The sequence below is a fragment of the Pseudomonas putida genome, from assembly GCF_002906855.1.
In the GTDB taxonomy this organism is placed as follows: domain Bacteria; phylum Pseudomonadota; class Gammaproteobacteria; order Pseudomonadales; family Pseudomonadaceae; genus Aquipseudomonas; species Aquipseudomonas putida_N.
On record NZ_MINI01000028.1, the window covers coordinates 350,493 to 376,014 of the forward strand.

General features: G+C 62.9%; 27 protein-coding genes and 1 pseudogene. 15 read left to right on the forward strand and 13 right to left on the reverse strand.

From position 1 onward, the window contains the following. The first annotated feature begins 92 nt into the window (after positions 1 to 92). Entirely contained in the window at positions 93 to 530 is a 438-nt protein-coding gene (locus BGP85_RS01930; protein WP_103447943.1) for a hypothetical protein, read from the forward strand. A gap of 58 nt (positions 531 to 588) precedes the next feature. Here the strand turns inward: BGP85_RS01930 and pbpG are convergent, their stop codons facing one another. From pbpG to BGP85_RS01945, 3 genes are all read right to left on the reverse strand, one after another. After that, on the reverse strand, positions 589 to 1,515 hold the full coding sequence (gene pbpG, locus BGP85_RS01935; protein WP_103447942.1) for a D-alanyl-D-alanine endopeptidase: 927 nt from the start codon (positions 1,513 to 1,515) through the stop codon (positions 589 to 591). A gap of 242 nt (positions 1,516 to 1,757) precedes the next feature. Continuing rightward, positions 1,758 to 1,940 (reverse strand): hypothetical protein, encoded by a 183-nt coding sequence (locus BGP85_RS01940; protein WP_103447941.1) that lies wholly within the window; start codon positions 1,938 to 1,940, stop codon positions 1,758 to 1,760. Between the two features lie 94 nt (positions 1,941 to 2,034). Next, positions 2,035 to 2,376: a hypothetical protein gene (locus tag BGP85_RS01945; RefSeq protein ID WP_103447940.1), complete on the reverse strand. Its 342-nt coding sequence runs from the start codon at positions 2,374 to 2,376 to the stop codon at positions 2,035 to 2,037. 161 nt (positions 2,377 to 2,537) lie between these two features. Between BGP85_RS01945 and BGP85_RS01950 the strand changes: the two genes are divergently transcribed. Beyond that, positions 2,538 to 3,371, forward strand: a complete 834-nt coding sequence (locus BGP85_RS01950) for a shikimate 5-dehydrogenase (RefSeq protein ID WP_103447939.1) — start codon at positions 2,538 to 2,540, stop codon at positions 3,369 to 3,371. A gap of 9 nt (positions 3,372 to 3,380) precedes the next feature. Here the strand turns inward: BGP85_RS01950 and BGP85_RS01955 are convergent, their stop codons facing one another. From BGP85_RS01955 to BGP85_RS01965, 3 genes are all read right to left on the reverse strand, one after another. Continuing rightward, positions 3,381 to 3,623, reverse strand: a complete 243-nt coding sequence (locus tag BGP85_RS01955; RefSeq protein WP_054883229.1) for a hypothetical protein — start codon at positions 3,621 to 3,623, stop codon at positions 3,381 to 3,383. A 96-nt stretch (positions 3,624 to 3,719) separates the two neighbouring features. Continuing rightward, positions 3,720 to 4,247 (reverse strand): lactoylglutathione lyase, encoded by a 528-nt coding sequence (gene gloA, locus BGP85_RS01960; RefSeq protein ID WP_054883228.1) that lies wholly within the window; start codon positions 4,245 to 4,247, stop codon positions 3,720 to 3,722. 227 nt (positions 4,248 to 4,474) lie between these two features. Continuing rightward, complete coding sequence (locus tag BGP85_RS01965; protein WP_103447938.1) at positions 4,475 to 4,834, reverse strand: histone-like nucleoid-structuring protein, MvaT/MvaU family; 360 nt, start codon at positions 4,832 to 4,834, stop codon at positions 4,475 to 4,477. A gap of 358 nt (positions 4,835 to 5,192) precedes the next feature. Between BGP85_RS01965 and BGP85_RS01970 the strand changes: the two genes are divergently transcribed. Next, on the forward strand, positions 5,193 to 6,482 hold the full coding sequence (locus BGP85_RS01970) for an OprD family porin (protein WP_103447937.1): 1,290 nt from the start codon (positions 5,193 to 5,195) through the stop codon (positions 6,480 to 6,482). A 21-nt stretch (positions 6,483 to 6,503) separates the two neighbouring features. Next, on the forward strand, positions 6,504 to 7,253 hold the full coding sequence (gene cobF, locus BGP85_RS01975) for a precorrin-6A synthase (deacetylating) (protein ID WP_103447936.1): 750 nt from the start codon (positions 6,504 to 6,506) through the stop codon (positions 7,251 to 7,253). A 16-nt stretch (positions 7,254 to 7,269) separates the two neighbouring features. Here cobF and BGP85_RS01980 read toward each other — a convergent pair whose 3' ends face one another. After that, positions 7,270 to 7,620, reverse strand: coding sequence for a response regulator (locus BGP85_RS01980; protein WP_103447935.1), 351 nt, complete (start codon positions 7,618 to 7,620; stop codon positions 7,270 to 7,272). A 237-nt stretch (positions 7,621 to 7,857) separates the two neighbouring features. On the opposite strand from BGP85_RS01980, the gene BGP85_RS01985 reads away from it, so the two are divergent. The 5 genes from BGP85_RS01985 to BGP85_RS02005 are packed head-to-tail and all read left to right on the forward strand — an operon-like array spanning position 7,858 to position 14,357. Then, entirely contained in the window at positions 7,858 to 11,325 is a 3,468-nt protein-coding gene (locus tag BGP85_RS01985) for a response regulator (RefSeq protein ID WP_103447934.1), read from the forward strand. After that, entirely contained in the window at positions 11,322 to 12,143 is an 822-nt protein-coding gene (locus BGP85_RS01990; protein ID WP_103447933.1) for a CheR family methyltransferase, read from the forward strand. The genes BGP85_RS01985 and BGP85_RS01990 overlap by 4 nt, the downstream gene beginning before the upstream one ends. Continuing rightward, complete coding sequence (locus BGP85_RS01995; RefSeq protein ID WP_103447932.1) at positions 12,140 to 12,715, forward strand: chemotaxis protein CheB; 576 nt, start codon at positions 12,140 to 12,142, stop codon at positions 12,713 to 12,715. Before BGP85_RS01990 ends, BGP85_RS01995 begins: the two co-directional genes overlap by 4 nt. Then, positions 12,709 to 13,935: a hybrid sensor histidine kinase/response regulator gene (locus BGP85_RS02000; RefSeq protein WP_103447931.1), complete on the forward strand. Its 1,227-nt coding sequence runs from the start codon at positions 12,709 to 12,711 to the stop codon at positions 13,933 to 13,935. Before BGP85_RS01995 ends, BGP85_RS02000 begins: the two co-directional genes overlap by 7 nt. Before the next feature lie 44 nt (positions 13,936 to 13,979). Next, entirely contained in the window at positions 13,980 to 14,357 is a 378-nt protein-coding gene (locus BGP85_RS02005) for a response regulator (protein ID WP_023629509.1), read from the forward strand. Positions 14,358 to 14,407: 50 nt separating this feature from the next. Here the strand turns inward: BGP85_RS02005 and BGP85_RS02010 are convergent, their stop codons facing one another. From BGP85_RS02010 to BGP85_RS02020, 3 genes are read right to left on the reverse strand one after another with little or no spacing between them, the layout of a single operon-like run. After that, positions 14,408 to 14,989, reverse strand: coding sequence for a TetR/AcrR family transcriptional regulator (locus BGP85_RS02010; protein ID WP_103447930.1), 582 nt, complete (start codon positions 14,987 to 14,989; stop codon positions 14,408 to 14,410). Between the two features lie 12 nt (positions 14,990 to 15,001). After that, complete coding sequence (locus BGP85_RS02015) at positions 15,002 to 15,850, reverse strand: 3-hydroxybutyryl-CoA dehydrogenase (protein ID WP_103447929.1); 849 nt, start codon at positions 15,848 to 15,850, stop codon at positions 15,002 to 15,004. 12 nt (positions 15,851 to 15,862) lie between these two features. Beyond that, complete coding sequence (locus BGP85_RS02020) at positions 15,863 to 17,047, reverse strand: acetyl-CoA C-acyltransferase family protein (protein WP_103447928.1); 1,185 nt, start codon at positions 17,045 to 17,047, stop codon at positions 15,863 to 15,865. A 168-nt stretch (positions 17,048 to 17,215) separates the two neighbouring features. On the opposite strand from BGP85_RS02020, the gene BGP85_RS02025 reads away from it, so the two are divergent. Further along, entirely contained in the window at positions 17,216 to 18,262 is a 1,047-nt protein-coding gene (locus BGP85_RS02025; RefSeq protein ID WP_103447927.1) for an AraC family transcriptional regulator, read from the forward strand. On the opposite strand, the gene BGP85_RS02030 is transcribed toward BGP85_RS02025, so the two are convergent. Further along, positions 18,231 to 19,682, reverse strand: a complete 1,452-nt coding sequence (locus BGP85_RS02030) for a catalase (RefSeq protein ID WP_258035873.1) — start codon at positions 19,680 to 19,682, stop codon at positions 18,231 to 18,233. The genes BGP85_RS02025 and BGP85_RS02030 overlap by 32 nt on opposite strands. 198 nt (positions 19,683 to 19,880) lie before the next feature. Then, the gene (locus tag BGP85_RS02035; RefSeq protein WP_099814564.1) at positions 19,881 to 20,423 is read right to left on the reverse strand and encodes a WYL domain-containing transcriptional regulator; all 543 of its coding nucleotides are present in this window, start codon (positions 20,421 to 20,423) and stop codon (positions 19,881 to 19,883) included. 219 nt (positions 20,424 to 20,642) lie between these two features. Here BGP85_RS02035 and BGP85_RS02040 point away from each other — a divergent pair, with 219 nt between their 5' ends. Both BGP85_RS02040 and BGP85_RS02045 read left to right on the forward strand, forming a co-directional pair. Further along, the gene (locus tag BGP85_RS02040; RefSeq protein ID WP_103447925.1) at positions 20,643 to 20,888 is read left to right on the forward strand and encodes a type II toxin-antitoxin system Phd/YefM family antitoxin; all 246 of its coding nucleotides are present in this window, start codon (positions 20,643 to 20,645) and stop codon (positions 20,886 to 20,888) included. After that, on the forward strand, positions 20,878 to 21,108 hold the full coding sequence (locus BGP85_RS02045) for a type II toxin-antitoxin system RelE family toxin (RefSeq protein ID WP_103447924.1): 231 nt from the start codon (positions 20,878 to 20,880) through the stop codon (positions 21,106 to 21,108). Before BGP85_RS02040 ends, BGP85_RS02045 begins: the two co-directional genes overlap by 11 nt. A 47-nt stretch (positions 21,109 to 21,155) precedes the next feature. On the opposite strand, the gene BGP85_RS02050 is transcribed toward BGP85_RS02045, so the two are convergent. Continuing rightward, positions 21,156 to 22,076 carry a LysR family transcriptional regulator gene (locus BGP85_RS02050; protein WP_103447923.1) on the reverse strand — a complete coding sequence of 307 codons (921 nt, stop codon included), beginning with the start codon at positions 22,074 to 22,076 and terminating at the stop codon, positions 21,156 to 21,158. Between the two features lie 154 nt (positions 22,077 to 22,230). Here BGP85_RS02050 and BGP85_RS02055 point away from each other — a divergent pair, with 154 nt between their 5' ends. The 3 genes and pseudogenes from BGP85_RS02055 to BGP85_RS02065 all read left to right on the forward strand — a co-directional run bounded on the left by BGP85_RS02055 (position 22,231) and on the right by BGP85_RS02065 (position 25,467). Beyond that, on the forward strand, positions 22,231 to 23,535 hold the full coding sequence (locus tag BGP85_RS02055; RefSeq protein WP_103447922.1) for an MFS transporter: 1,305 nt from the start codon (positions 22,231 to 22,233) through the stop codon (positions 23,533 to 23,535). Positions 23,536 to 23,564: 29 nt separating this feature from the next. Further along, positions 23,565 to 24,806 carry a Zn-dependent hydrolase gene (locus BGP85_RS02060; RefSeq protein WP_103447921.1) on the forward strand — a complete coding sequence of 414 codons (1,242 nt, stop codon included), beginning with the start codon at positions 23,565 to 23,567 and terminating at the stop codon, positions 24,804 to 24,806. Continuing rightward, positions 24,806 to 25,467, forward strand: a pseudogene (locus BGP85_RS02065) (hypothetical protein). The gene BGP85_RS02060 and the pseudogene BGP85_RS02065 overlap by 1 nt, the downstream one beginning before the upstream one ends. The last annotated feature ends 55 nt before the right edge of the window (positions 25,468 to 25,522 follow it).

Here is a 25,522-nt window from a genome sequence, read left to right on the forward strand (position 1 = left end):
GCGCGTCTGCGGCCAACCGGGCCTAAAGGTTTTTGCCTGCCGGCCGATACGCAGGTCAACTCAAGGACCCTTTGCAAGGCAGGGAGAAAGACATGGTAGGCATCGCGGCAGTCAGCATCAGTAACACTTCGGCCCAGACGGCCAGCGCTTCGCAGGTCAGCGACACCGAAAAGACTGAATCGGGCAGCTCGACGCTGCAGGTTGACACTTCGAAGCTGCGTGGCGACGGCCAGGCCAAAGGCGCCGAGGGTGCCGAAGGCAGCAGTGGCAGTGGGGAGCCGGCGCATATCACGCAATTGCGCGAGATGATCAAGAAACTGCAGAAGCAGCTGGCGGACGAGCAGAAACAACTGGCCATCCTGATGGCACAGAAAACCGACGAAACCACCAAGCTGGCGGCCGTCGCTGGCAAGCAAGCCAGCATCGCCACTATCAGCGGCGAAATCATGGAGGCTACTGCGCAGCTGCTGGAAGCGCTGCAGAAAACAGGCGGCAACAGTGCCGGCGGGATGGTCGATACCCAGGCCTGAGTTCGACTGCACTGGCCTCATCGCCGCACGCCGCAGATGAGGCCAGCAAGGCCTGCCGTCACTCCGACGCCAGGCGCCCCTTGCCGTGTTTGTCCGTCTTGTACTGCATGGCCACGGCCGGTGCCGGTTTGGTCGCGCCGGTCTCCAGCCATTGACGCATGCGAGTGGCGTCGGCGAAGTGGGTGTATTTGCCGAAGGCGTCAAGGATCACCATGGCCACCGGGCGGTTGTCCATCTTGGTCAACAGCACCAGGCAGTGGCCGGCATCGTTGGTGAAACCGGTCTTGGTCAGCGTGATGTCCCAGTTGCTCTTGTTTACCAGGTGGTCGGTGTTACGGAAGCCCAGCGTGTAGTTCGGCTTGCGGAAGGCCACGGTCTTTTCGCGGGTGGTCGACAGCTCGCTCAGCATCGGGTACTTGCGCGATGCCATCAGCAACTTGGCGAGGTCATGGGCGGTGGAGACGTTCTGTGTCGACAGGCCGGTTGGCTCGATGTAGCGGGTGTGCGCCATGCCCAGGCTGCGGGCCTTGGCGTTCATTGCCTTGATGAAGGCCGGGTAGCCGCCCGGATAATGGTTGGCCAGGGTGGTGGCGGCGCGGTTTTCCGATGACATCAGGGTGATCAGCAGGGTTTCCCGGCGGTTCAGCTCGCTCCCCAGGCGCACACGCGAATACACGCCTTTCATGTCTGGGTTGTTGGCGATGGTCATGGTGAGCATCTCATCCATGGGCAGCTTGGCATCCAGCACCACCATCGCCGTCATCAGTTTGGTCACCGAGGCAATGGGCACCACACGGTCGGCGTGGTTCGAATACAGCTCCTGGTTGGTGTTCAGGTCGATCAGCAGGGCGCTGCCAGACGCCAGGTGCAGCTTGGACGGGTCGCGTTGGACCTGGGCCGGGGGTTGTGCAGCAGCGGTCGACGGAAGGGTCGCAGTTCCTGTGAGCAACAGCAGCAGGCTGAGGATGGACAGGGATGTTTTCACGTTGAGGCTCACTAAAGGTTGGTATGTCGTTGGCTGTGCAAGGGTTTTCCCCCAAAAAACCGATGCATTGTGGAGTATGGCCTAAGTGCTGTCGATTGCTCGTTGAGCCGCTCCCACGAAATGAAAAAAGCTTCATGCTGTATCGGTTTTCCTGGCTCCGTTCGTCGGTTCGCCCAGATAAAAAAAGACCCGCCAACGGGCGGGTCAGAAGAGGCGTAGGGAGCAACGCACAACAAATTCGGTCAAGCGATCAGGCAATCGGCCTGGAGCTGTTCAGCCAGGGCCTGGGCCGAGGCGCGGGTAGCCAGCGGGCCGCTGACGGCCTCGCCATTGCTCATCAGGTACCAGCAGGCCAGCAGGCCTTGCTCACGCAGGGTGACGGGGACGGCAGTGCCGACGACTGACATGATCTGAATAGTGGCCATGGGGACCTCCTGTGAAACATGGCCCTACCTTACGCATCAGCCGACAGGGTTTGAAATCAACACGCTCAATAGTGCTCATCAGTTTTATCAACGGTCACCAGCGTGGCGGGCCGTAATACACCGGTGGCGGGCCATAGTAGGGGTGGTACGCAGGCGGTGGTGGTGCCGGTACGTAGTACGGCTGGTAGTACACCGGCTGCGGTGGGGCCTGCACGTAGACGGGCGGTGGCCCATAGTAGGCAGGCTGGCGCTCAACGTAGACCGTGCGGTCGCGGCCGCCATACACCGTCGCCCCGACCACGGCCCCGACCACGGCAGCGCCGAGCAGCGGCCCTGGGCCATACCAGCCACGGCCGCCGCCACCATGGGCAGAGGCTGGCCCGCTGACGGCCAGGGCACCGACCAGCAGGGCGATTCCGGGGAGAAGACGGTTCATGAGACTTCCTCACAAGGTAACCCCACGCTTGGGGCCTTAATACTATGACTCCGGTCTCTGTCAGCCGAGCGCAGGGAAACGGTAAAGGTTGTGTAAGGGACGACCAGTGGTTGCGTCTGGTAGGCTGAATAAACGATTCAGTTATGAAAAAGGAGCAAGTTATGGCGACAACTCCCAGCAGAGACACCGTGCTGTGCATTTCCTTGGCCGGGCGGCCTGGCACCTTCGGCGTGCGTTTTCATAATCACCTCTACCAGCAGCTTGGGCTCGACTACTACTACAAGGCCATGAGCACCAACGACCTGCCGGCAGCCGTCGCAGGTATCCGCGCGCTAGGCATTCGCGGTTGTGGCGTGTCGATGCCGTACAAGGAGGCTTGCATGGCGCTGGTTGACGAAATCGACCCGTCGGCGGCGGCGATCGAGTCGATCAATACCTTGGTCAACACCGCGGGCCATCTGAAGGCCTACAACACCGATTACCTGGCCGTGCGGCAACTGCTCGAAGAGCACCAGGTCGACCCTGCCACCGCGTTTGCCTTGCGCGGCAGTGGCGGCATGGCCAAGGCTGTGGCCAGTGCCCTGCGTGATGCCGGGTTCCGCGAAGGCATCATCGTCGCCCGCAACGAGCAGGCCGGGCGGCAGCTCGCGGATGTCTGCGGTTATCGTTGGGTGGCTGAACTGGGCGACCTGTGCCCGCCGATGCTGGTGAATGTGACACCGATCGGCATGGCTGGCGGGCCGGAGGCGGATGAGCTGGCCTTCAGCGAGAATGCTATTGCGGCGGCCGAGCGGGTGTTCGACGTGGTGGCGATGCCGGCGCGCACGCCGCTGATCCAGCGGGCCGAGGCGCTGGGCAAGCCGGTGATTACCGGGCTGGAGGTGATTGCGCTGCAGGCCTTGGAGCAGTTTGTGTTGTATACCGGCGTGCGGCCCAGTCGTGAACAGGTTGAAGCGGCGGTAGCTTATGCGCGCGCCGCTCCTGCAGCGAAGTGACCGTGCCGGTCAGAAGGCTTTGTGCCCCTTGTCCAGTTGCTCATCCACCAATGCCCGACCATGTGCCAGCGACACATGCTGCGCATTCTCAAGGTCCGAGAAGAACTTCATCGGCATGGACATTCGCTTGCTGGTGTGCCCCTGAGGATCGGTGATCAGGCAACCGGCGGCGTAGGGCAGGGGGGAGTCGGGGTGGGGCATCACGCTGGCGGTGATGGTGTGGTCGCGGTATTCACAGTGAAGAGATTGCATCGTCCTTACCTCGCTGTGGTATGTGAAGCAGTTACCTTCATATACCACAGCAAGGGGCCAGGAGTTCCCGGCCCGACGAGCGCGAGCTGACGGCGATCAGCCCTTCAGTTCGGTGGGCTGGATCACTTCCACCCAGTAACCGTCCGGGTCCTTGACGAAGGCCAGGTGGTTCATGCGGCCATCTTGCAGGCGTTTCTGGAACGGTACGTCGAGGGCTTCGAAACGGGCACAGGCCTCACGCACGTCCGGCACCGAAATACAGATGTGGCCAAAGCCGCGCGGGTCGGTGTTGCCGTTATGGTAGGCGAATTCCGGGTCGTTCTCGGTGCCGTGGTTGTGGGTCAGTTCCAGTACGCCCGGGATCGACTTCATCCACTGGTGGCGCGCGGTGTCGTCGGCAGGGATCTGCGCCGGGTCGACCAGGGCCAGGAAGTACAGGCTGAAGGCCGCTTCAGGGAAGTCGCGCTTGTCGACCAGGCGGAAGCCCAGCACACGGGTGTAGAAGTCCAGCGACTTCTCGATGTCCTTGACGCGCAGCATGGTGTGGTTAAAGACGAACTGGGCGGTGGCGGCGTCTGGCTGCGCGGTGACGCCAGGCAGGGTTTGCAGATCGTGCAGGCTCATGGGTACTCCAGAGACGGGGCTGGCAACCAGGTGCCAGCGAAACAGACAGGGGGCCATGATACGTCAGTGAAGCGTTTGCGCAAATGAAAGCGCCCTGCTCGGGTGAGCAGGGCGCCGGAATTAGAGGCCCGCATGTGCGGGCGCGTGATGGGGTCGCTAGTCCTTTAGCTGTCTCGATACTGCTGCAGCCGTTGTGAAAAAAGTGTGAAGTGGGTGTTGACGTTTCATCAGCGAACCCAGCTCTCCACGGTAGCGGCCCCATACTGTTCTTTCCACGCCTTGAGGCCGCGGTGGTTGCCGCCTTTGGTCTCGATCAGTTCGCCGGTGTGTGGGTTCTCGTAGACTTTCACCACGCGCGGGCGGCGCTGTTGTTTCGGTGCACTGGCAGCGCCACGGGTAACCGCCTTCGGGTCGAGGATGGCGATGATGTCGCGCAGACTTTTGTCATAGCTTTTCATCAGGCCGACTAGTTTCTGCTCGAATTCGATTTCGCGTTTGAGGCCGGCATCCTTTTTCAGCGCCTCCAGTTGTGCCATCTGTTCCTGGAGCGCTTTCTCGGCAGCACGAAACTCTGCAAGTCTGGACACTGTAATCACTCCTGTACGTCTTCCGTGGCAGGGCGTGACGAACATTGATAAGGACTAAACGCCAGCCACGCGGGTGGGTAAAACTGTTCGCTGAGATCGAGTGTAGACACTTGCAGGACTTCGGTAAACCGCAAACTTTTTATAAGTAATCGGGAACTTTCCAAGTTTTCCACGCTGTAATTCAGATGGTTTTTCGATGCCTCTTCGAGGGGTTCTAGACCATGGTCCAATAGCCTGTGGCAGAGCGGCTGGGCGATGATTTCAGATGATGGTCGACTCATGTTCGGCCGCGACGCATTAGCGTGACGCAGGTGCGTCACGATTCGTTTTTTTGCCTTACTTGTGGATGTGCCCTCGCATGTTTTCCCCCCTTCCTCTCGCCCCCGGGCGCCGTGTTGCCGGCGTGTTCCTCATGTGCGCCGGCGCGCAGGCCCAGGCCGCCGGTTTTGTTGAAGACGCTAGTGCCAAGGTCGAAGCACGCAATGTCTATTTCAACCGGGATTTTCGTGACGGCCACAGCAGTTCCAGCCAGGGTGCGTCAAAACGTGAAGAATGGGCGCAAGGCTTCATTCTGAATGTGCAATCGGGTTATACCCAGGGCCCGGTTGGCTTTGGTGTTGATGCACTGGGCATGTTAGGGATCAAGCTTGATTCCAGCCCGGCCGACAGTAACAGTGGTTTGCTGCCATCTTCCGGCCACGACCCACGGCACTCCGCCGACCAATACGCGAAAATGGGCCTGGCGGCCAAGGTCAAGGTGTCCAACACCGTGCTTAAGTACGGCTCGATGATGCCGGACGTACCGCTGTTGAAATACAACGATGGTCGCCTGCTGCCGACCATGTTCCACGGCGCGATGCTGACCTCCGAGGAAGTGCGTGACCTGAAGTTCACCCTGGCCCGCCTGGACAAGTACACTGCGCGTGATTCCACCGATCGCCAGGATATTCGCGTGCATTGCAAGAACAAGCGCTATGCCTGCGATATCCAAGCCGACCACTTTGACCTGGCCGGCCTGGACTACCGTTTCAATGATCGGCTCAGTGCCCAGTATCAAGTCGCCAAACTGGAAAACATCTACCGCCAGCACTTCCTTGGGCTGGTCGCCAGCCAGCCGCTCGCTGTCGGTAGCCTGTCGGCAGACCTGCGGCTGATCAAGAGCGATGACATCGGCAACGCCCGCGCCGGTGAGATCGACCACCGTGCCTTCAGTGGCATGCTCGGCTACAGCCTGGGCGGGCACAAGATCAGCGCCGGCTGGCAGCGCATGTACGGCGAAAGTGCCATGCCATACCTTGATGGCAGCAACCCGTACCTGGTCAGCTACGCCCAGGTCAACGACTTCGCCGCCGCCCAGGAGCGCTCCTGGCAGCTGCGTTACGACTACGACTTCAAAGCCCTTGGCGTGCCCGGCCTGAGCTTCTTCACCCGCTACATCAACGGCGACCACATCAAGGTGCCGGGCAGCAATGCCGAAGGCAAGGAATGGGAACGCGACACCGAGCTCAAGTACCAGGTGCAGAGCGGCACCTTCAAGGATGTCAGCGTGCGCCTGCGTAACTCCACGTACCGCAGCAACTACGAGAAGTGGGCGCGGGACATGGATGAGACGCGGGTCATCGTCAGCTATAACTTCTCTATCTTCTGAGTCGAGATCGCGGGCGGTGCCATGAAAGACGTTCTGTTGATTGGCATCGGCCCGGGCGACCCCCGGCAGATCACCGTCGAGGCAGTCGAGGCACTGCGTCGCGCCAGTGTTTTGTTCATGCTCGACAAAGGCGCTGGCAAGGGTGAACTGCTGCGCTTGCGCAAGGCGATCCTCGAGCGCTACCGGCCCGAGGGTGGCTACCGCCTGGTGCAGGTGGCAGACCCTCGGCGCGATGCCGAGGCGGATGACTACACAGGCGCGGTGCACGACTGGCATCGCCAGCGTGCTGCGCTGTATGCCCGGTTGATCAGCGAAGAGATGGGCGCCGAGGATATCGGCGCCTTTTTGCTCTGGGGTGAGCCCGGGCTCTATGACAGCACCTTGCGCATTCTTGACCTGGTCCGCGAACGCGGAGTGGCGCTACGCCTGCAGGTGATTCCCGGTATCAGCAGTGTGCAGGCCCTGGCGGCGCGGCATCAGATCCCCCTCAACCGCATTGGCGAGCCGCTGACCGTGCTGCCAGGGCGGCGCCTGGCCGAGCAGGGGCAGGTGGATAATGTGGTGGTGATGCTCGACGGGCAATGCGCCTTTGCCACGCTAGAGGATCCGGCGCTGGTGATCTACTGGGGCGCTTACCTGGGCACCGAGGATGAAGTGCTGATCGCCGGGCCCTTGCAGGCAGTGAAGGCACGGATACTGGAGGTGCGCGAGCGGGAGAGGGTGCGGATTGGGTGGATCATGGATACTTATCTGTTACGCCGAGAGCTTTGAGTTACCTGGCCGCTGCTCAAGGCGTACCCAGAATCTCCACCACCTTGTCGCGCAACTGGTCGATGCTGAACGGCTTGCCGATCATGTGCATGCCCTCCGGCACAGGGAAACTCTCGGCATAACCGCTGGCAAACAGCACCGGCAGCAACGGCCGCTCCGCACGGGCCTTGGCCGCCAACTCTTCACCGCGCATGTCCGGCAAGCCCACGTCGGTCACCAGCAGGGCCAGTGATTGGCTGGCATCCTCGATTACCTTCAGCGCTGCCTTGGCATTTTCCGCTTCGAGGGTGCTGTAGCCCAATTCATCGAGCACTTCGACCATCAGCATACGTACGATGTCGTCGTCTTCGACTACCAGAAGTTGCATGGGAGGTTTCCTGTTGAAAAAGTCATGTCCCTACTCTGTGCGCCAGGCAGTGACAGAAGTTCCCGAGGATACCGACTGTGGCACATCGAGGGAACGATTCTCACACGGGGGCTTCAAATACTGGCTAAATGCCCTGCCGAAGCCGCCCAAGCGGGTTAGACTCGCTTGTTAATCGGTGAGCGCAGCGGCAGAGCCGCCACACTTTTCAATGGACCTTTTTCGCGCGGGCGTTTTCAGATGATTCAAGCAGCCTCGATGGACCAGCAAAGCTTCCGCAAGCTGTTGAGCCGAAATATCAGCCTGCCCCTGGCAGTGGGCCTGCTCGGCGCCGTGGCCTTTGTCGCGGTGATCAACTACCTGCTTTCGGCCATGCAGTGGGTCGAGCACACCGATCGGGTGATCGGCAATGCCAACGAAACGGTCAAGCTGTCGATCGACATGGAAACCGGCATGCGCGGTTTTCTGATCACCGGAGACGAACGCTTCCTCGACCCCTACGAGGTAGCCAAGCCGCGCATCCTCGGTAGCTTGCAGAGCCTGCGCGGCATGGTCGAGGACAACTCGCAGCAGGTCGACCGTATCGACCGGCTGATTGCCTTGCAGCATGCCTGGAATGCATTCGCCGGCGAGATGATCAGCCAGCGCCGCAGTGGCGGCGACTACAGTGCTTCGGTCGGCAATGGCCGCGGCAAGCGCATCACCGACGAAATACGCAAGGAATTCGACGACCTGGTCGTCACTGAACAGCAGCTGCGCATGACGCGCACCGAGAAGGTCAGCGCGGTCACCGTTACCGCCATATCTGGCTTCGTGCTGTTGATTGTCGGCCTCAGCGCCTTGCTCGCCTACCTCGGTCGCCGCGATCTGCTGGCCCTGTCGGGCAGCTACAGCGAAAACCTGCAGGCTCAGCAGCGTGCTGCCGAGCGCCTGGAACACCAGGCCTGGTTGCGCAATGGCCAGACCCAGCTGGCCGAACAAGTGCTGGGCCAACTGACCCTGCCGATGCTCGGCGACAACATCCTGCGCTTCTTCGCCAGCTACCTGGGCAGCGTGGTCGGTGCGCTCTACGTGCGCGACGAACATGGTCGCTTGGTACGCGTGGCCACCTACGGCCTGGCAGCCGAGGAGCAGGCCCGTCAGCAGGTGCTGGGTGACCACGACGGCCTGCTGGCCCAGGCCGTGCGCGAGGGGCGCCTGCTGCGCCTGGACGAACTGCCAGAAGATTACTACCAGCTCAGTTCGGGCCTGGGTCGCGGCCTGCCGCGCAGTGCACTGCTGATGCCGGCCCGCGATGACGGCCAGATCAACGGAGTGATTGAACTGGGCTTCCTGCGCCCGCTGCAGGCGCGCGACGACGAGCTGATGCAGCGGGTCGGCGAAAACCTCGGTATTTCCATCGAAAGCGCCCGATACCGCCAGCGCCTGCAGGAAGTACTGGCCGAGACCCAGCAGCTCAACGAAGAGCTGCAGGTGCAGCAGGAAGAACTCAAGACCGCCAACGAAGAGCTCGAAGAGCAATCGCGGGTGCTCAAGGAGTCCCAGGCCCACCTGGAAACCCAGCAGGCCGAGCTTGAACAGACCAATGAGCAGCTGTCCGAGCGTACCGAGGCGCTGGACCGCAAGAACGACGAGCTCAGCCAGGCCCAGGAAGAACTGCAGGCCCGCGCCGACGAGCTGCAGCGTTCGAGCAAGTACAAGTCCGAGTTTCTCGCCAACATGTCCCACGAGCTGCGCACGCCGCTCAATAGCTCGCTGATCCTGGCCAAGCTGCTGGCCGAGAACGGCGAGGGCAACCTCAGCGCCGAGCAGGTCAAGTTCGCCGAGTCCATCTACTCCGCTGGCAACGACCTGCTGAACCTGATCAACGACATCCTCGACATTGCCAAGGTCGAGGCCGGCAAGCTCGAAGTGCGTCCCGAAAGCACGCAGTTGGAGCGCCTGGTCGAAGGTTTGCGTGGCATGTTCCTGCCATTGGCCGAGCACAAGGGCCTGAGCTTCGACGTCACAGTTGAAGCCCAGGTACCGGCCACCTTGTTCACCGACCGCCAGCGCCTGGAGCAGATCCTCAAGAACCTGCTGTCCAACGCCATCAAGTTTACCGAGCGCGGCCAGGTCAGCCTGAACATCGGCTACCAGGCGGGCAGTGGCATTATCTTCTCGGTGCGCGACAGCGGCATTGGCATCGCCGCCGACCAGCAGCAGGCGATCTTCGGCGCCTTCCATCAGGTCGACGGCACCAGTAACCGTCGCTACGGCGGCACCGGCCTGGGGCTGTCGATCTCGCGCGACCTGGCGCATCTGCTTGGCGGGCACATCAGCGTCGACAGCAGCCCCGGCAAAGGCAGCGTGTTCAGCCTGAGCCTGCCCGAGCGCTATGAGGCACAAGGCGAAGAAATCGAAGCCCTGAGCTTGCGTCCGACCGTCGACAGCCTGCCACCGGCACCCAAGGTCGTCGCGCCGGCGGTGGTCAAGCATCCGCTACTGACGTTCGCCGACGACCGCGAGCGGGCGCCGTTCGGCAACCGTTGCATCCTGGTGGTCGAGGACGAACCGAACTTCGCCCGCATCCTCTTCGACCTGGCCCACGAGCTGGGCTACAGCTGCCTGGTGGCCCAGGGTGCCGATGAAGGCTTCGAATTGGCCGTGCAGTACGTACCCGACGCGATCCTGCTGGACATGCGCCTGCCCGACCACTCCGGCCTGACCGTGCTGCAGCGCCTCAAGGAGCAGGCCAGCACCCGGCACATCCCGGTGCACATCATCTCGGTGGAAGACCGCGTCGAGGCGGCGATGCACATGGGCGCGGTGGGCTACGCGGTCAAACCGACCAGCCGGGAAGAACTCAAGGACGTCTTCGCCCGCCTGGAAGCCAAGCTCACCCAGAAGCTCAAGCATATCCTGCTGGTGGAGGACGACGACCTGCAGCGTGAGAGCATCGCCCGGCTGATCGGCGACGAGGATGTCGAGATCACCGCCGTGGCCATGGCCCAGGATGCCCTGGCGTTGCTGCGCGAGAACATCTACGACTGCATGATCATCGACCTCAAGCTGCCCGACATGCTTGGCAACGAGCTGCTCAAGCGCATGACGGCCGAGGATATCCGGTCGTTCCCGCCGGTGATCGTCTACACCGGGCGCAACCTCACCCGCGAAGAAGAAGCCGACCTGCTCAAGTATTCGCGCTCGATCATCATCAAGGGCGCGCGTTCGCCGGAGCGCCTGCTCGATGAGGTGACGCTGTTCCTGCACAAAGTCGAATCGCAGCTGTCCCATGAACGCCAGCGCATGCTCAAGACCGCGCGCAGCCGCGACAAGGTGTTCGAAGGGCGCAAGGTGCTGCTGGTGGACGATGATGTGCGCAACATCTTTGCCCTCACCAGTGCCCTGGAGCACAAGGGTGCCATCGTCGAGATCGGCCGCAATGGTCGCGAAGCCATCGAGCGCCTGGAGCAGCACGATGACATCGACCTGGTGCTGATGGACGTGATGATGCCGGAGATGGACGGCTTCGAGGCCACCCGCCTGATCCGCCAGCAGCCGCGCTGGCGCAAGTTGCCGATCATCGCCGTCACCGCCAAGGCGATGAAGGATGACCAGCAGCGTTGCCTGCAGGCCGGCGCCAATGATTACCTGGCCAAACCGATCGACCTGGACCGCCTGTTCTCGTTGATCCGCGTGTGGCTGCCGCAACTGGAGCGAATTTGACTAGCGAGCGCAATACCGACATTGAGATCCGACTGCTGATCGAGGCGATCTACCTCAAGTACAGCTACGATTTTCGCAATTACTCCGGCGCTTCAATCAAGCGCCGGATCCTCCATGCACTGCGCCAGTTCGACTGCCTCACGGTATCGGCACTGCAGGAGCGGGTGCTGCACGACCCGGGCATGTTCATGCAGTTGCTGCAGTACCTGACGATCCCGGTCAGCGAGATGTTCCGCGACCCCAGCCACTTCCTCGCGCTGCGCCAGGAAGTGGTGCCGCTACTGCGCACCTGGCCTTCGATCAAGGTGTGGATTGCCGGCTGCAGCACCGGTGAAGAGGTGTATTCGATGGCCATCCTGCTGCGCGAAGAGGGCCTGCTGGAACGCACCATCATTTACGCCACCGACATCAACCCGCATTCACTGGACCGCGCCAAGCAGGGCATCTACTCGATGCAGAGCATGCGCGAGTACGAAGAAAACTACCGCCTCGCCGGCGGGCGCCGTGACTTTGCCGAGTACTACACCGCGGCCTACGGCAACGCCATCATGGATAGCAGCCTGCGTGACAATGTGACCTTCGCCGACCACAGCCTGGCCACCGACAGCGTGTTTTCCGAAACCCAGCTGGTGTCGTGCCGGAACGTGCTGATCTATTTCAACAAGGAGCTGCAGGACCGCGCACTCGGGCTGTTCCACGAGTCCTTGTGCCACCGGGGTTTCCTGGTGCTGGGCAGCAAGGAGTCGGTGGACTTCTCGGCCTACAGCAATTGCTTCGAGCCGCTGGTCAAGCCCGAACGGATCTACCGCAAATCATGAACGGCGTACGCGCGGTGGTCATCGGCGCCTCGGCGGGCGGCGTCACGGCACTGTTCACGGTGCTCGGTGCGCTGCCGGCCAGTTTTGCCATTCCGGTACTGTGCGTGCTGCACCTGCCGGACGGCCGCCACAGCCAGCTGGCCGAGGTGCTGCAGCGGCGCTTGCAGCGGCCGGTGCGCCAGGCGTGTGACAAGGAAACCATTGACCCGGGGCAGATCTACGTAGCCGGACCGGGTTATCACCTGTCGGTGGAAGCCGACTTCAGCCTGTCGCTCAGCCAGGAAGAACCGGTGCACTTCTCGCGCCCGGCCATCGATTATCTCTTCACTTCGGCGGCCGATGCATATGGCCCCGGGTTGCTCGGCGTGCTGCTCACCGGGGCCAACGAAGATGGCGCCGAAGGGCTTGCCTACATCCAGAACAGCGGCGGCCGGACCGTGGTCCAGGACCCCCGCGACGCACAGGTGGCGTTGATGCCGGAGGCCGCCCTGGCCCGGCACGAACCCGACCTTATCCTTTCTCTGAGTGGTATCGGGCAGTTGCTCGCGACCCTGGAACCCAGCGCATGCTAAGCCACACCCCTGCCAAACTGCTGATCGTCGACGACCTGCCGGAAAACCTGCTGGCGCTGGCCGCCCTGATCCAGGGCGAAGACCGCGAGGTGCACCAGGCGCAGTCGGCGGAAGCGGCCTTGTCGCTGTTGCTCGAGCACGAGTTCGCCCTGGCCATTCTCGACGTGCAGATGCCGGGCATGAACGGCTTCGAGTTGGCCGAGCTGATGCGCGGCACGGAAAAGACCCGCAACATCCCGATCGTCTTCGTCACCGCTGCCGGGCGTGAAATGAACTATGCCTTCAAGGGCTACGAGAGCGGCGCGGTGGACTTCCTGCACAAGCCCCTCGACACCCTGGCGGTGAAGAGCAAGGTGTCGGTGTTCGTCGACCTGTACCGCCAGCGCAAGGTGCTCGACCGGCAGCTGCAAGCGCTCGAGCGCAGCCGCCAGGAGCAGGAGCTGCTGCTGGGCCAGTTGCAGGTGGCGCGTGGTGAGCTTGAGCATGCGGTGCGTATGCGCGACGACTTCATGTCGATCGTTGCCCACGAGGTGCGCACCCCGCTCAACGGCCTGATCCTGGAAACCCAGTTGCGCAAGATGCACCTGGCCCGCGGCAACCTCGACGCGTTCAGCGCCGACAAACTGAAGGTCATGGTCGAGCGTGACGAGCGTCAGATAAACAGCCTGATCCGCCTGATCGAGGACATGCTCGACGTGTCGCGCATTCGCACCGGCAAACTGTCGCTGCGGCCGAAGGCGTTCGACCTGGGGCAGCTGGTGGCAGGTCTGGTGGAGAACTTCTCTGCTCAGGCCGCGGCCCTGGACACCCACATCGAACTGCAGCGTTGCGACGCCTTGCAGGGCCTGTGGGACGAATTCCGTATTGAGCAAGTACTGGCCAATCTGTTGTCCAATGCGTTGCGCTATGGCGAGCACAAACCGGTGCATGTGCAGGTATTCGCTCAAGGCGACATGGCCTGGGTGCAGGTGCGGGACCACGGGATCGGCATCAGCGCCAGTAACCAGCAGCGTATTTTCCAGCAGTTCGAGCGGGTTGCCACCCAGCAGGCCAGTGCTGGGCTTGGGCTGGGGCTGTACATATCGGAACAGATCGTCCAGGCGCACGGTGGGCGGATACAGGTCGAGAGCGAGGTGGGGCAGGGCGCGACCTTCAGCCTGGTGCTGCCGTTGGCAGGGGTCAGCGAACAAAACGACCAGCTGCGGGCAACCTCCGCGTAAGCCTGGGGTCAGATGGCAAACTGTATGAATTTCAAGGCGTTGTCATGAGTGAAGATGCACAAGATGTAGTGCTGGTGGTCGAGGATGAACCGGCGATCCGGATGATCCTGCGTGATTACCTGGCGGGAGAGGGCTACCACGTGCTGGTTGCCGAGGACGGTGAGCAGGCCTTTGCGATTCTGGCGAGCAAGCCGCACCTGGACCTGATGGTGACCGACTTCCGCTTGCCCGGTGGTATTTCCGGGGTGGAGATCGCTGAACCTGCGGTGAAGCTGCGGCCGGACCTGAAGGTGATCTTCATCAGCGGCTACCCGGCGGAGATCCTCGAGTCCGGCAGCCCGATCGCGCGCAAGGCGCCGATCCTGGCCAAGCCGTTCGACCTCGATACCCTGCACGAGCAGATCCAGGCCCTGCTGCGTTAGCCTGCACCGGCCTCTTCGCGGGGCTTGTCCCGCGAAATGGCCTGGCCTGTCTATCGCAGGGTCCGCTCGATTCCGCCGACCAACAGGCTTTCCATCAACCCCAGCCCCTGTTCCTCGGGTAAGCCTTTGAGCATCCCCGGCAGTTGGTTCAGCAATGTCGCCACCACATGCGAGGTCGCCACCAATGCCTCGCCCTGCAAGGTCGCCCGTGGCGCGATCAGGCGCAGCAAACCGGCCTCATAGCGCTTGCGCAGCAAACCCAGGCGCGCCTGCTGCTCCTCGCTCAAGCAGCACAGGTCGCGCTCGGCCAGGCGAAACTGCATGGGCCGCTCGGCATGCAACTGCCAGTGCGCGGCAATCAGGCAGCCCATCGCCGAAGCCCCTCGGGCCATGGCCCGGCGCCCTTGCTCCAAGGTGGCCTGCAGTTCCTCGTACAGCTCTTCGATCAGGTCGAACAGCAGGTCCTGCTTGCTGGGGAAATGGTGATACAGCGAGCCGGCGGTCAGGCCCACATGCGCCGCCAGCTCGCGCATGCTGACCTGGCCAAAGCCCTTTTCGGCGAACAGCGCCATGGCCCGGTCGCGTCGCTCTTCGAAGTTGGCACAGCGCATGGCGGCATTGACCGGGGGCATGGCGTGCGCTCCTCAGTAGGTGAAGAAGCCGCGGCCGGTCTTGCGCCCCAGCCATCCGGCCGCGACCATTTCCTTGAGCAGCGGGGCAGGGCGGTATTTGCTGTCGTTGAAGCCTTCGTGGAAGGCCTCCATGATCGCCAGCAGGGTATCCAGGCCGATCAGGTCGGCCAGGGCCAGCGGGCCGATCGGCTGGTTGCAGCCCAGGCGCATGCCGGTGTCGATGTCCTCGGCACTGGCCAGGCCTTCCTGGCGCACGAAGATCGCTTCGTTGATCATCGGCACTAGGATGCGGTTGACCACGAAACCCGGGCGGTTGCCGGCGGTGATCGGCGTCTTGCCAAGCTTCTCGGTGACCACCAGTGCCTGGGCATAGGTGCTGTCACTGGTCTGCAGGCCGCGGATGATCTCGACCAGGGCCATCAGCGGCACCGGGTTGAAGAAGTGCACGCCGATGAAGCGCTCGGGGTGCTCGATGCTGGCGGCTAGCTGGGTCACCGACAGTGACGAGGTGTTGGTGGCGATCAGGCAGTCGGCGGCCACGTTGGCTGCCACCTGCTGCAGGATGCGCTGCTTGAGCTGCAGGTTTTCGGTGGCCGCCTCGATCACCAGCTGCGCACTGCTCAGCTGGGCGTAGTCGGTGCTGGTACGGATGCGGGTTTTTGCCGCCTCGGCGCGCTCGGCGTCGAGCGTGCCCTTGCTCACCTGGCGCTCCAGGTTCTTGCTCAAGGTGGCCACGCCACGCTCCAGCGCGGCGTCGGAAACGTCCACCATCAATACCTGGTAGCCGGCCACCGCGCACACCTGGGCGATACCGTTGCCCATGGTGCCGGCGCCGATCACGGCAATCTGTTCAATCGTCATGGTTCAGTTCCCTCAGACGCGCTCGAAGACCACGGCAATGCCCTGGCCGCCGCCGATGCACATGGTGGCCAGCGCGTAGCGGCCCTGGATGCGTTGCAGTTCGTGGATGGCCTTGGTGGCGATGATCGCCCCGGTGGCGCCGACCGGGTGGCCCAGGGAAATGCCCGAACCGTTCGGGTTGACCTTCTCCGGGTCGAAGCCGAGTTCGCGAGCCACGGCGCAGGCTTGGGCGGCGAAGGCTTCGTTGGACTCGATCACGTCCAGGTCGCTGACATTCAGGCCGGCCTTTTCCAGCACTTTGCGGGTTGCCGGGATAGGGCCCAGGCCCATCAGTTCCGGCTCGACGCCAGCGTGGGCATAGGCCACCAGGCGCGCCAGCGGCTTCAGGCCCAGCCGGCGCACGGCATCACCGGTGGCCAGCACCAGGCCGGCGGCGCCATCGTTGATGCCGCTGGCATTGCCGGCGGTGACGGTGCCGTCTTTCTTGAACACCGTCTTCATGCCGGCCAGTTGCTCGGCAGTCACATCGGCGCGCACATGCTCGTCGACGGCGAATTGCACGGTGCCTTTACGGGTTTTCAGCTCCAGCGGCACGATCTGGCTGTCGAAGCGGCCTTCGGCCTGGGCGCGGGCGGCGCGGCGCTGGCTGGTGAGGGCCAGCTCGTCCTGCATCTCGCGGCTGATGCCGTGTTTGGCCGCGACGTTTTCCGCAGTGATACCCATGTGGAAATGTTCGAACGGATCCTGCAATACGCCGACGGTATAGTCGATGCCTTGCAGGTCGCCCATGCGTGCGCCCCAGCGTGCCTGCGGCAGCAGGTACGGGCCGCGGCTCATGGACTCGGCACCGGCGGCCAGGGCCACGTCGGCGTCACCCAGCAGCAGGCACTGGGCGGCCGAGACGATGGCCTGCAGGCCCGAACCACACAGGCGGTTGACGTTGAAGGCCGGGGTTTCCTTAGGGATGCCTGCGTTCATCGCCGCTACCCGCGACAGGTAGGCATCGCGTGGCTCGGTAGGGATGACGGTGGCCATCACCATGTGGCCGATCTGCTCGGCGGGCACACCCGAGCGCTCGATGGCGGCGCGGGTCACGGCGGTGGCCAGGTCGGCCAGTGGCAGGTCCTTGAGGGAACCACCGAAACCACCGATGGCGGTACGGACGGCACTGACGACGTAGATTTCTGCGCTGCTCATAGAAGCTCCGGTTGCGAAGGCATGGCGGGAGCGGGCCAGGCTCTGCGAGAATGGCCGACGATCCCGAGGTGGGTTCGAGTCTAGGCAAAGGCTCTGTTGCAGCCTATGCCGGATCTGTTCAATCAACCTGGCATTTTTTGCCACTCAGCATAGACAGCGAATTCCGCCATGCGCGATAGCGATTCGGTCGCGGTGTACTTTCTCAATGCCATGCTGCATGCCCTGCGTGACCAGCCCGAAGTGCTGGAGGCGCGGCTGCGTGGGGTGGGCATCGACCCGGTTTTGATCGGCCAACCCCAGGCCCGGGTGCCGGCCAAGGCCTTCGCGCGCTTGTGGCTGGAGCTGATCGAGCTGTTGGACGACGAGTTCTTCCGCCTCGACAGTCATGGCATGCCGCTGGGCAGCTTTGCCCTGATCTGCCGTGGCTTGATCCAGGAACCCAACCTGGAGAAGGCCCTGCGCCAATGCATGAGCAGTTTCGCCCTGTTCCTGCGTGACCTGCGCGGCAGCCTCACGATACGCGGCGGGCGCGCGGTGATCAGCGTGCAGTCGGCGATCGCCGACCCGCTGACCCGGGTGTACGCCGAGGAAACCTATTTGGTGCTGATGATCGGCCTGCTGTGCTGGCTGGCCGGGCGGCGCATCTCTATCGACCGCACGGAGCTGGCGGTGGCGCGCCCGGCCCAGGACGACGACCCGCTGCTGTGGGGGCCGGACCTGCGCCTGGGCAGCGGGCGTACCGAGGTCGAGTTCGACAGTGCCTGGCTGCGCCTGCCGGTGGTGCAGGACCTGGCCGGCCTGAAAACCTTCCTGCGCAGCGCGCCGCAGGGCCTGGTGATCCGTTTTCGCAATCAGAACGGGCTGGTGGCAGAGGTTTATCGGCATTTGCGCGCACGCCGCTATGGGCAATGGCCGACGCTTGCGGCCATGGCCGAGCAGCAGGGGATCAGTGCCAGCACCTTCCGCCGCCAGATGGAGCGCGAAGGGCGTTCGTACCAGCAGATCAAGGATGAAGTGCGCCGGGCGATGGCCTTCGAGCGCTTGCGCGAAGGCACCTTGAGCATCGCCGAGATTGCCGAGCAGGCCGGCTTCCAGGAGCCCAGTGCGTTTCACCGGGCGTTCAAGAAGTGGACAGGGCAAAGCCCGGGCAGCTATCGGGCCAAGTTGGCCGGGCCTGCAAATGTCAATCCTGCAGGTCGGCTGCCAGTGCCTTGACCCGCTTCAGGCTGCCCCCGGCAATTTTTGTAACCCTCGTCCCGTAATCGGCGTCGGCTTTGTACAGGAACGACAGGATGATGTGCTTGCTTTGCTCATCAGCGACGGCCAGCGACTGACCAAAGCTGTTGACCAGATCGCGCTGCTCGCTTTTCGAGTAGGCGCGGTAAAGATCACCGGCCTGCTTGAAGTTCTGTTCCCGGGTGATGCCTCGTTGCTCAGTGGTGCCGCTCAAGGCCAGTTCACTGTAGCGGGCCGAGTCGGTGGTGCTACGCGGCTGCAGGCGGCTGGGCTGGTAGTTGACCATGTCACGGGTGCGGTTGGGGTTGAGTGCACCATCCTGGTTCCCATTGTTGACTGCCGCCCGGGGCTGGTTGATCGGCAGGCTGCCTGCGTTGGCACCGATCCGGTACATCTGGGTGTCGGCGTAGGAGAACAGTCGGCCCTGCAGCAAGCGGTCTTCGGAGGGCTCTATACCTTTGATCAAGTTGGACGGTGCCAGGGCGACCTGTTCGGTTTCCTGGAAGAAATTGCCGACATTGCGCTTGAGCACCATCTGCCCGACCCGGCGCTCGGGCACATCCGGCCAGACCTTGGTGGCGTCCAGCGGGTCGAAATCGAAGGCCGCCAGCTCCTCAGGGCGCAGTGTCTGGATGTAGAGATCCCACTTGGGATAGTCGCCACGGGCAATGGCAGCCACCAGATCCTCGGTCATGTGACTGAAGCTTTTGCCCTGGATCTGCTCGACAGCCTTGGGGTCGAGATTTTCCTGGCCTTGCAGGCTTTTCCAGCGGAATTTGACGTAGGTGGGTTCACCGTTGGCGTTGATGAACTTGTAGGCATGCACACTGTTGCCATCCATGTGCCGATAGCTCTTTGGCGTACCTTCGTTGGAGTAGAGCAGGGTCAGGGTGCGGGTGGCCTCCGGCATGTGCGAGAACAGGTCGAAGCGCCGGGCGTCGTTGCCCAGGTTGTTGCGCGGGTCGGGCTTGAACGCGTGGACCATGTCCGGGAACTTGATGGCGTCGCGAATGAAGAAGGTCGGGAAGTTGTTGCCAACCAGGTCCCAGTTGCCTGCCGTGGTGTAGAAACGGGTTGCGAAGCCTCGCGGGTCGCGCAGGGTTTCCGGCGAGTGCACGCCATGTACAACCGACGAGAAACGCACAAATACCGGGGTCTTTTCACCCGGTGTGAACAGCGGCGCAGAAGTCAGCGCAGACAAGTCTTCGGACGCGGTGAACTCGCCATGGGCGCCAGTGCCACGGGCGTGCACCACGCGTTCGGGGATGCGTTCGCGGTCGAAGCGTTGCAGCTTCTGGATCAGCTGCACGTCCTGCAGCAAGGTCGGGCCAGTGGCGCCGGCCGTCTGGGAGTGCTGGTTGTCGCCTACCGCCGCACCGTTGTCGCGGGTCAGGGGCATGGCGAGGAGCGCGGGGCTTGCAAGAACGGTTGCACACAGCAGCGTCAACGCAGAGCGATGGGAGCGGGTCGGTAGCATGGTCGTGGCACTCGCTAGATCAAGAGAGTGCCGATGCTAGTAATCCTGCAGCAGCCACACAGTAAGGCGGCTCATCTCATGTTGTAGGACATGTCGAGTAGATAGGCAGGTGCAACAGCGTCAATAGCCATCGTCGTTCAACGCCAGGCTCTGGCGCAGCTGTTCGACCATCGACACGCGCAGTGTTTCCGGTGCCTTGACCCGGATCGAGCCGGCCTGGGACAGCAGCCAGCCCATCAGCGCACGGCTGTCTTCGACTGTGGCCGCGAGCATCGCGCCGCCTTTGTCATGCGGAGCCAGGCGCATGTCCTCGGACAGCGGCTGGTCTTCCAGGCGACGGGCGAGGCCATCGTCGACCCAGGCCTGCAGTTCGATCTGTTGCGAGGGGGTGAGTTGGTCTGGTTGCAGTTGCTCGGCCTCATCCAGGCTCAGGCCTGGCTGCCAGTACCAGCCGTAGGGCATGCCCTTGCTGTTGCAGTGCAGCGGGAACAGCGTTGCCAGTTCGTTGAGGTCGCGCTCGACCGTGCGCTTGCTGGTCTTGTGGCCGGCCCTGGCCAGTGCGGCCTGCAATTGCGTGGAGCTCATCCCGGGATGTCGGTCTGGCAGCAGTTTCAGTAACTGCCATTGTCGGGCAATGGTGTGGCGGGTCGGGTGGCTGGGCACGGGAGTTTCGTCCTTGAAGACCAGGTAAAGATACCTGGGTGATGGCACATGGCTACCTCAAGAGCATACTCTGTCAGTGGATGGGATCCAAGTTTAGTGTGTTTTCACATGCTGTGGGAACGCATAGCAAGCCCGCCGACGACAGCTCTCTGAGCAGTTGCGACTCGTTTGTGTCCTATAGATAGACCAAAATATCGTTCTTTATTGAGGTTTTAATTCATGCAGAATATTTTCGCTGACGTGGCCGTAAGCGTGTCGGAGCTGAAAAAGAACCCATCCGCAGTGATGACAGGTGCTGCGGGCATGCCCGTCGCTGTGCTCAATCACAATCGTGTTTTGGGTTACATGGTGCCTGCCGAACTGTACGAAGCCATGATGGAGCGTCTGGGGGATCTTGAATTGACCGAGCTGGCCAAGTCGAGGCTGGGTGAAAAGGGCGTACCGGTAACTCTGGATGATTTATAAGCTCGAATTTCTGCCTTCTGCGATGAAGGAGTGGAGCAAGCTAGGGCACACCGTCCGCGAGCAGATCAAGAAAAAGCTTGGCGAACGCTTGCAGTCACCCAAGGTCCAGGCCGATGCGCTGCGTGACCTGCCGAACCACTACAAGATCAAGCTGAAAGCTTCAGGTTATCGACTGGTGTACAGAGTCGAGGATGAGCGGATCGTTGTAGTCGTGGTATAGGCTGGCAAACGTGAGCGTAGCGAGGTCTACCAAACCGCTCAAAAGCGTTAGGTGACCGCGCCGGAAAGGCACTCCTGCAGGGCCCCGATAAACACCTCTTCGGCCCGGCTCAACCGCTGTTCTCTGTTCCACAACAGGTGAATATCCACATCGGCTATCCCTTCCGCAGGCGGCAGCTTCCACAGCAACCCCGCCACCACATCCGGCGCCACCACATGCTCGGGCAGGCAGCCGATGCCGAACCCGGCAATCACCAGCCGGCGCACCTCTTCAAGGCTGGGCGACGACGCCACGATCCGCCCGGAAAACCCTTGCTGGTCGCGGAAAATGGTCAGCGGCGACAGCATGCCGCCAATCTGGTCGCTGGTGAAACTGACGAAATTCTCCCGCTGCAGATCGCCTTCGTCCTGGCCGAACAGGGCATGGTGTTTGCCGCAGAAAAACGCATAGCGCTGGCGCAGGAACAGGCGCTGTTCCAGCCGTGGCTGCGGCCGGCGGTTGAGGCTCAGGCCAGCGGTGGCGGTCTTTTCCTGCAAGGCGGCGACGATGTCCGAGCTGCGCATCACGTCGATTTCCAGGTCTACCCGTGGGTGCTGGCGGTGGAAGTCCGCCAGAAAGTCATCGAACCGCTCACTGACGATGCGGCTAATCATCAGCAATCGCACCTTGCCTACCAATTCGTCCGCCGGCTGCTCCAGCAAGCCGCCGATCTGCGACATTTGCCCATATACCTCACCGGCCAACTGAAACAGTTGTTCGCCCATGTCGGTGAGTACGAAGCGAGGCCCGCGGCGGGCAATCAACTGGCGACCAAGCTGGTCCTCCAGCCGCTTGAGCGCCTGGCTCACAGCCGGTTGGGTCAGGTGCAGGCGCGCGGCGGCGCGACTGATGGACAACTCCTGGCCAATCACCCGAAAGGTGCGCAGCAGGTTCCAGTCGAGGCGGTCGTTGAGCAGGCGGTCGGACATGGCAGGCTCGATGATAAGCAGGGTTAATAGTTCGAATAATAAATAGAAAATTGACTAATCATAGCCCTGGGACGATAAATCGCACTCATAGCGCCGCCAGAGCGCCACCGTGACCCCGTCAACTCCTGCCAGAAAAACAAGCAAAGGAGCTCCCATGAAGCCTATCGCTTCACCCCAGCCGCGTCGTGCCGCCGCCGCCGCGTTCATCGGCACCATGATCGAATGGTACGACTTCTACATCTACGCCACCGCCGCTGCGCTGGTGTTCGGTGCCTTGTTCTTCCCCTCCGACGACAGCCTGTTCAGCACCATGGCCGCCTTCGGCACCTTTGCCGTGGGCTTCTTCGCGCGGCCGCTGGGCGGCATCGTGTTCGGCCATGTGGGTGACCGCATCGGGCGCAAGAAGTCGCTGGTCATCACCCTGTTGATGATGGGCATCGTCACCGTATGCATCGGCCTGTTGCCGACCTACGCACAGATCGGTGCCGCCGCACCGGTGCTGCTGATCATCCTGCGGGTGATTCAGGGTATTGCCGTGGGTGGCGAGTGGGGCGGCGCCGTGCTCATGGCCGGTGAACATGCGCCCAAAGGGCGGCGCAACTTCTTCGCCTCGTTTGCCCAGCTGGGCAGCCCGGCGGGCCTGATCCTGTCGCTGCTGGCCTTTGGCGCAGTGACCCGCCTGCCCGAGGAAGACCTGATGAGCTGGGGCTGGCGCGTGCCGTTCCTGGCCAGCGCGTTGCTGCTGCTGGTGGGCCTGGCGATTCGCCTGGGGGTCAATGAGTCGCCTGAGTTCATCGCCAGCCGCGAGCAGGCGGCCAGGGCCCAGCGTAAGGAACAGGCGCCGGTACTTGAAGTGCTGCGCACCGCCTGGCGCCCGCTGCTGTTGTGCATTGGTGCCAACACCCTGGGCATCGCCGGGGTCTACTTCACCAACACCTTCATGATCAGCTACGCCACCCAGCAGCTGCACCTGGAGCGCTCGCTGATCCTTGAATGCCTGTTCTTCGTGGCGATCATCCAGTTCTGCGTGCAGCCCCTGGCCGCGTGGCTCTCGGAGAAGCTCGGCGCCACCCGCTTCCTGGCCCTGATCGCACTGCTGGCGATGGCTTCGCCATACCCGATGTTCGTGCTGGTCAGCAGCGGCGAAGGCCCGCTGATCGTGCTTGGCATTGCCCTGGCGGCGGCCTGCATGGCCTCGTTCTACGCGGTGATCGCCGGCTACGTCAGCGGCATGTTCGAAACCCGCGTGCGCTACACCGCGATTTCCCTGGCCTACCAGGTGTGTGGCGCCATCGCTGGCGGCCTCACGCCGCTGATCGGCACCTGGCTGGCCCACAGCTTCACAGGCCAATGGTGGCCGATGGCAGTGTTCTACACCCTGATCGCCACCATTTCACTGGTCTGCGTGCTTGCCCTGGCGCGCCAGTACGCCCGTAGCCAGCGCCTGGAACTGGCCTGATCGATTCACCTGATTTGGAGTACCCGCACATGTTGAAAAGCAATGGCGAACGCCTGTGGGCGAGCCTGATGGCCATGGCCGAAGTCGGCGCCACCGCCCGCGGCGGCAGCTGCCGCCTGGCCCTGAGCGACGAGGACAAGGCTGGCCGTGAACTGTTCAGCCACTGGTGCCGCGAGGCTGGCCTGACGCTGAGCGTGGATGCCATCGGCAACCTGTTCGCCCGACGCGCCGGCAGCGACCCGGCGGCCGCCCCGGTGATGATGGGCAGCCACCTCGACACCCAGCCAGAGGGCGGCCGTTTCGATGGTGTCTATGGTGTGCTGGCCGGCCTTGAGGTGGTGCGCAGCCTCAACGACCTGAACATCCAGACTCGCAAACCGCTGGAAATCGCGGTGTGGACCAACGAGGAGGGCGCCCGCTTCACTCCGGCCATGTTCGGCTCGGCGGTGTTCACCGGCACCCTTGCGCTGGACCAGGCCCTGGCCATCCGTGATGCCGATGGCATCAGCGTCGCCGACGAACTGCAGCGCACGGGTTACGCCGGCCAACGCCCGCTAGGCGGCCAGGTCGATGCCTATTTCGAGGCGCATATCGAGCAAGGCCCGATCCTTGAAGACAACGCCAAGGCCATTGGCGTGGTCAGCGGTGGCCAGGCCATCCGCTGGCTGGACGTGACCGTCGAAGGCATGGCCGCCCACGCCGGCACCACGCCGATGCCGCTGCGCAAGGACGCCCTGTACGGCGCCGCGCGGATGATCCAGGCAGTCGAGCAACTGGCGGCTGATTTTGCGCCAGAAGGCCTGACCACCGTGGGCGAACTGTCGATTGCCAAGTCCTCGCGCAACACCATCCCCGGCGTGCTGCGCTTCACTGTCGACCTGCGCCACCACCGTGACGAAGCCATCGAGGCCATGGAGCGTGACCTGACCCTGAAGCTGCAGGCCATCGCCAACCAGCGCGGCCTGCAGGTGCGCATCGAGCGCCACTGGGTCAGCCCGGCCACGCCATTCGATACCGACTGCGTGGCCGCCGTGCAGCAGGCGGTGGACGGCCTTGGCTATGCCCAGCAATCCATCGTCAGCGGCGCCGGCCACGACGCCATCCTGTTGGCCCGCTACTGCCCGACGGCGATGGTGTTCATCCCCTGCGTCGGCGGCCTGAGCCACAACGAAGCCGAAGACGTGCTGCCCGAGGATGCCCGCCAGGGCGTCGACGTACTGCTCAACGCCGTGCTGGCCCGCGCCGGCCAAGTCGAACAAGGAGAAGCCTGATGCGTTGCTACTTCCACCCCGAACAGCTGCTGCACCACCCGCGCAGCTACTACTCGCGCGGCGCCATGCGCACCCCGCAGGAAATCCCCGAACGCGCCCAGCGCCTGCTGCAGGCGGCCAAGGACCTGGGCTTCGACATCCGCCAGCCCGCCGATGCCGGCCTGGCGCCGCTCAAGGCGGTGCATGGCGAGGCCTACCTGGCGTTCCTCGAAGAAGCCCATGCGCGCTGGAAGGAAGTGCCCGAGGACTGGGGCGACGAGGTGATGTCGAACATCTTCGTCCGCGAGCCTAACGCCTTGCGCGGCATCCTCGCGCAAGCTGGCCGCTACCTGGCCGATGGCAGCTGCCCGGTGGGTGAGTACACCTGGCGTTCGGCGTACTGGTCGGCGCAGAGCGCGGTTGCCGGAGCCCAGGCCATTCTCGATGGCGAACCCGCAGCCTATGCGCTGTGCCGGCCACCGGGGCACCATGCGCGGTTCGATGCGGCGGGTGGTTTCTGCTACATCAACAATGCCGCCCGACGGAAGGGTTTGCGGCGTTGGGTGAGCGGATTCGAGCGCTGCGGTTGCCTTGCGTGATTGTTCAGGAAGGGGGGTATCACCTGGAGAGTCTGGAGGCGAATGCGCAGGCGTTCTTTCAAGGCCAAGAGCAGTGGTTTTAACTAAGCAGTAAAGTGGCTGATTTATTAAAGTTTTCTCCCGCAGGCCCAGTCAGGG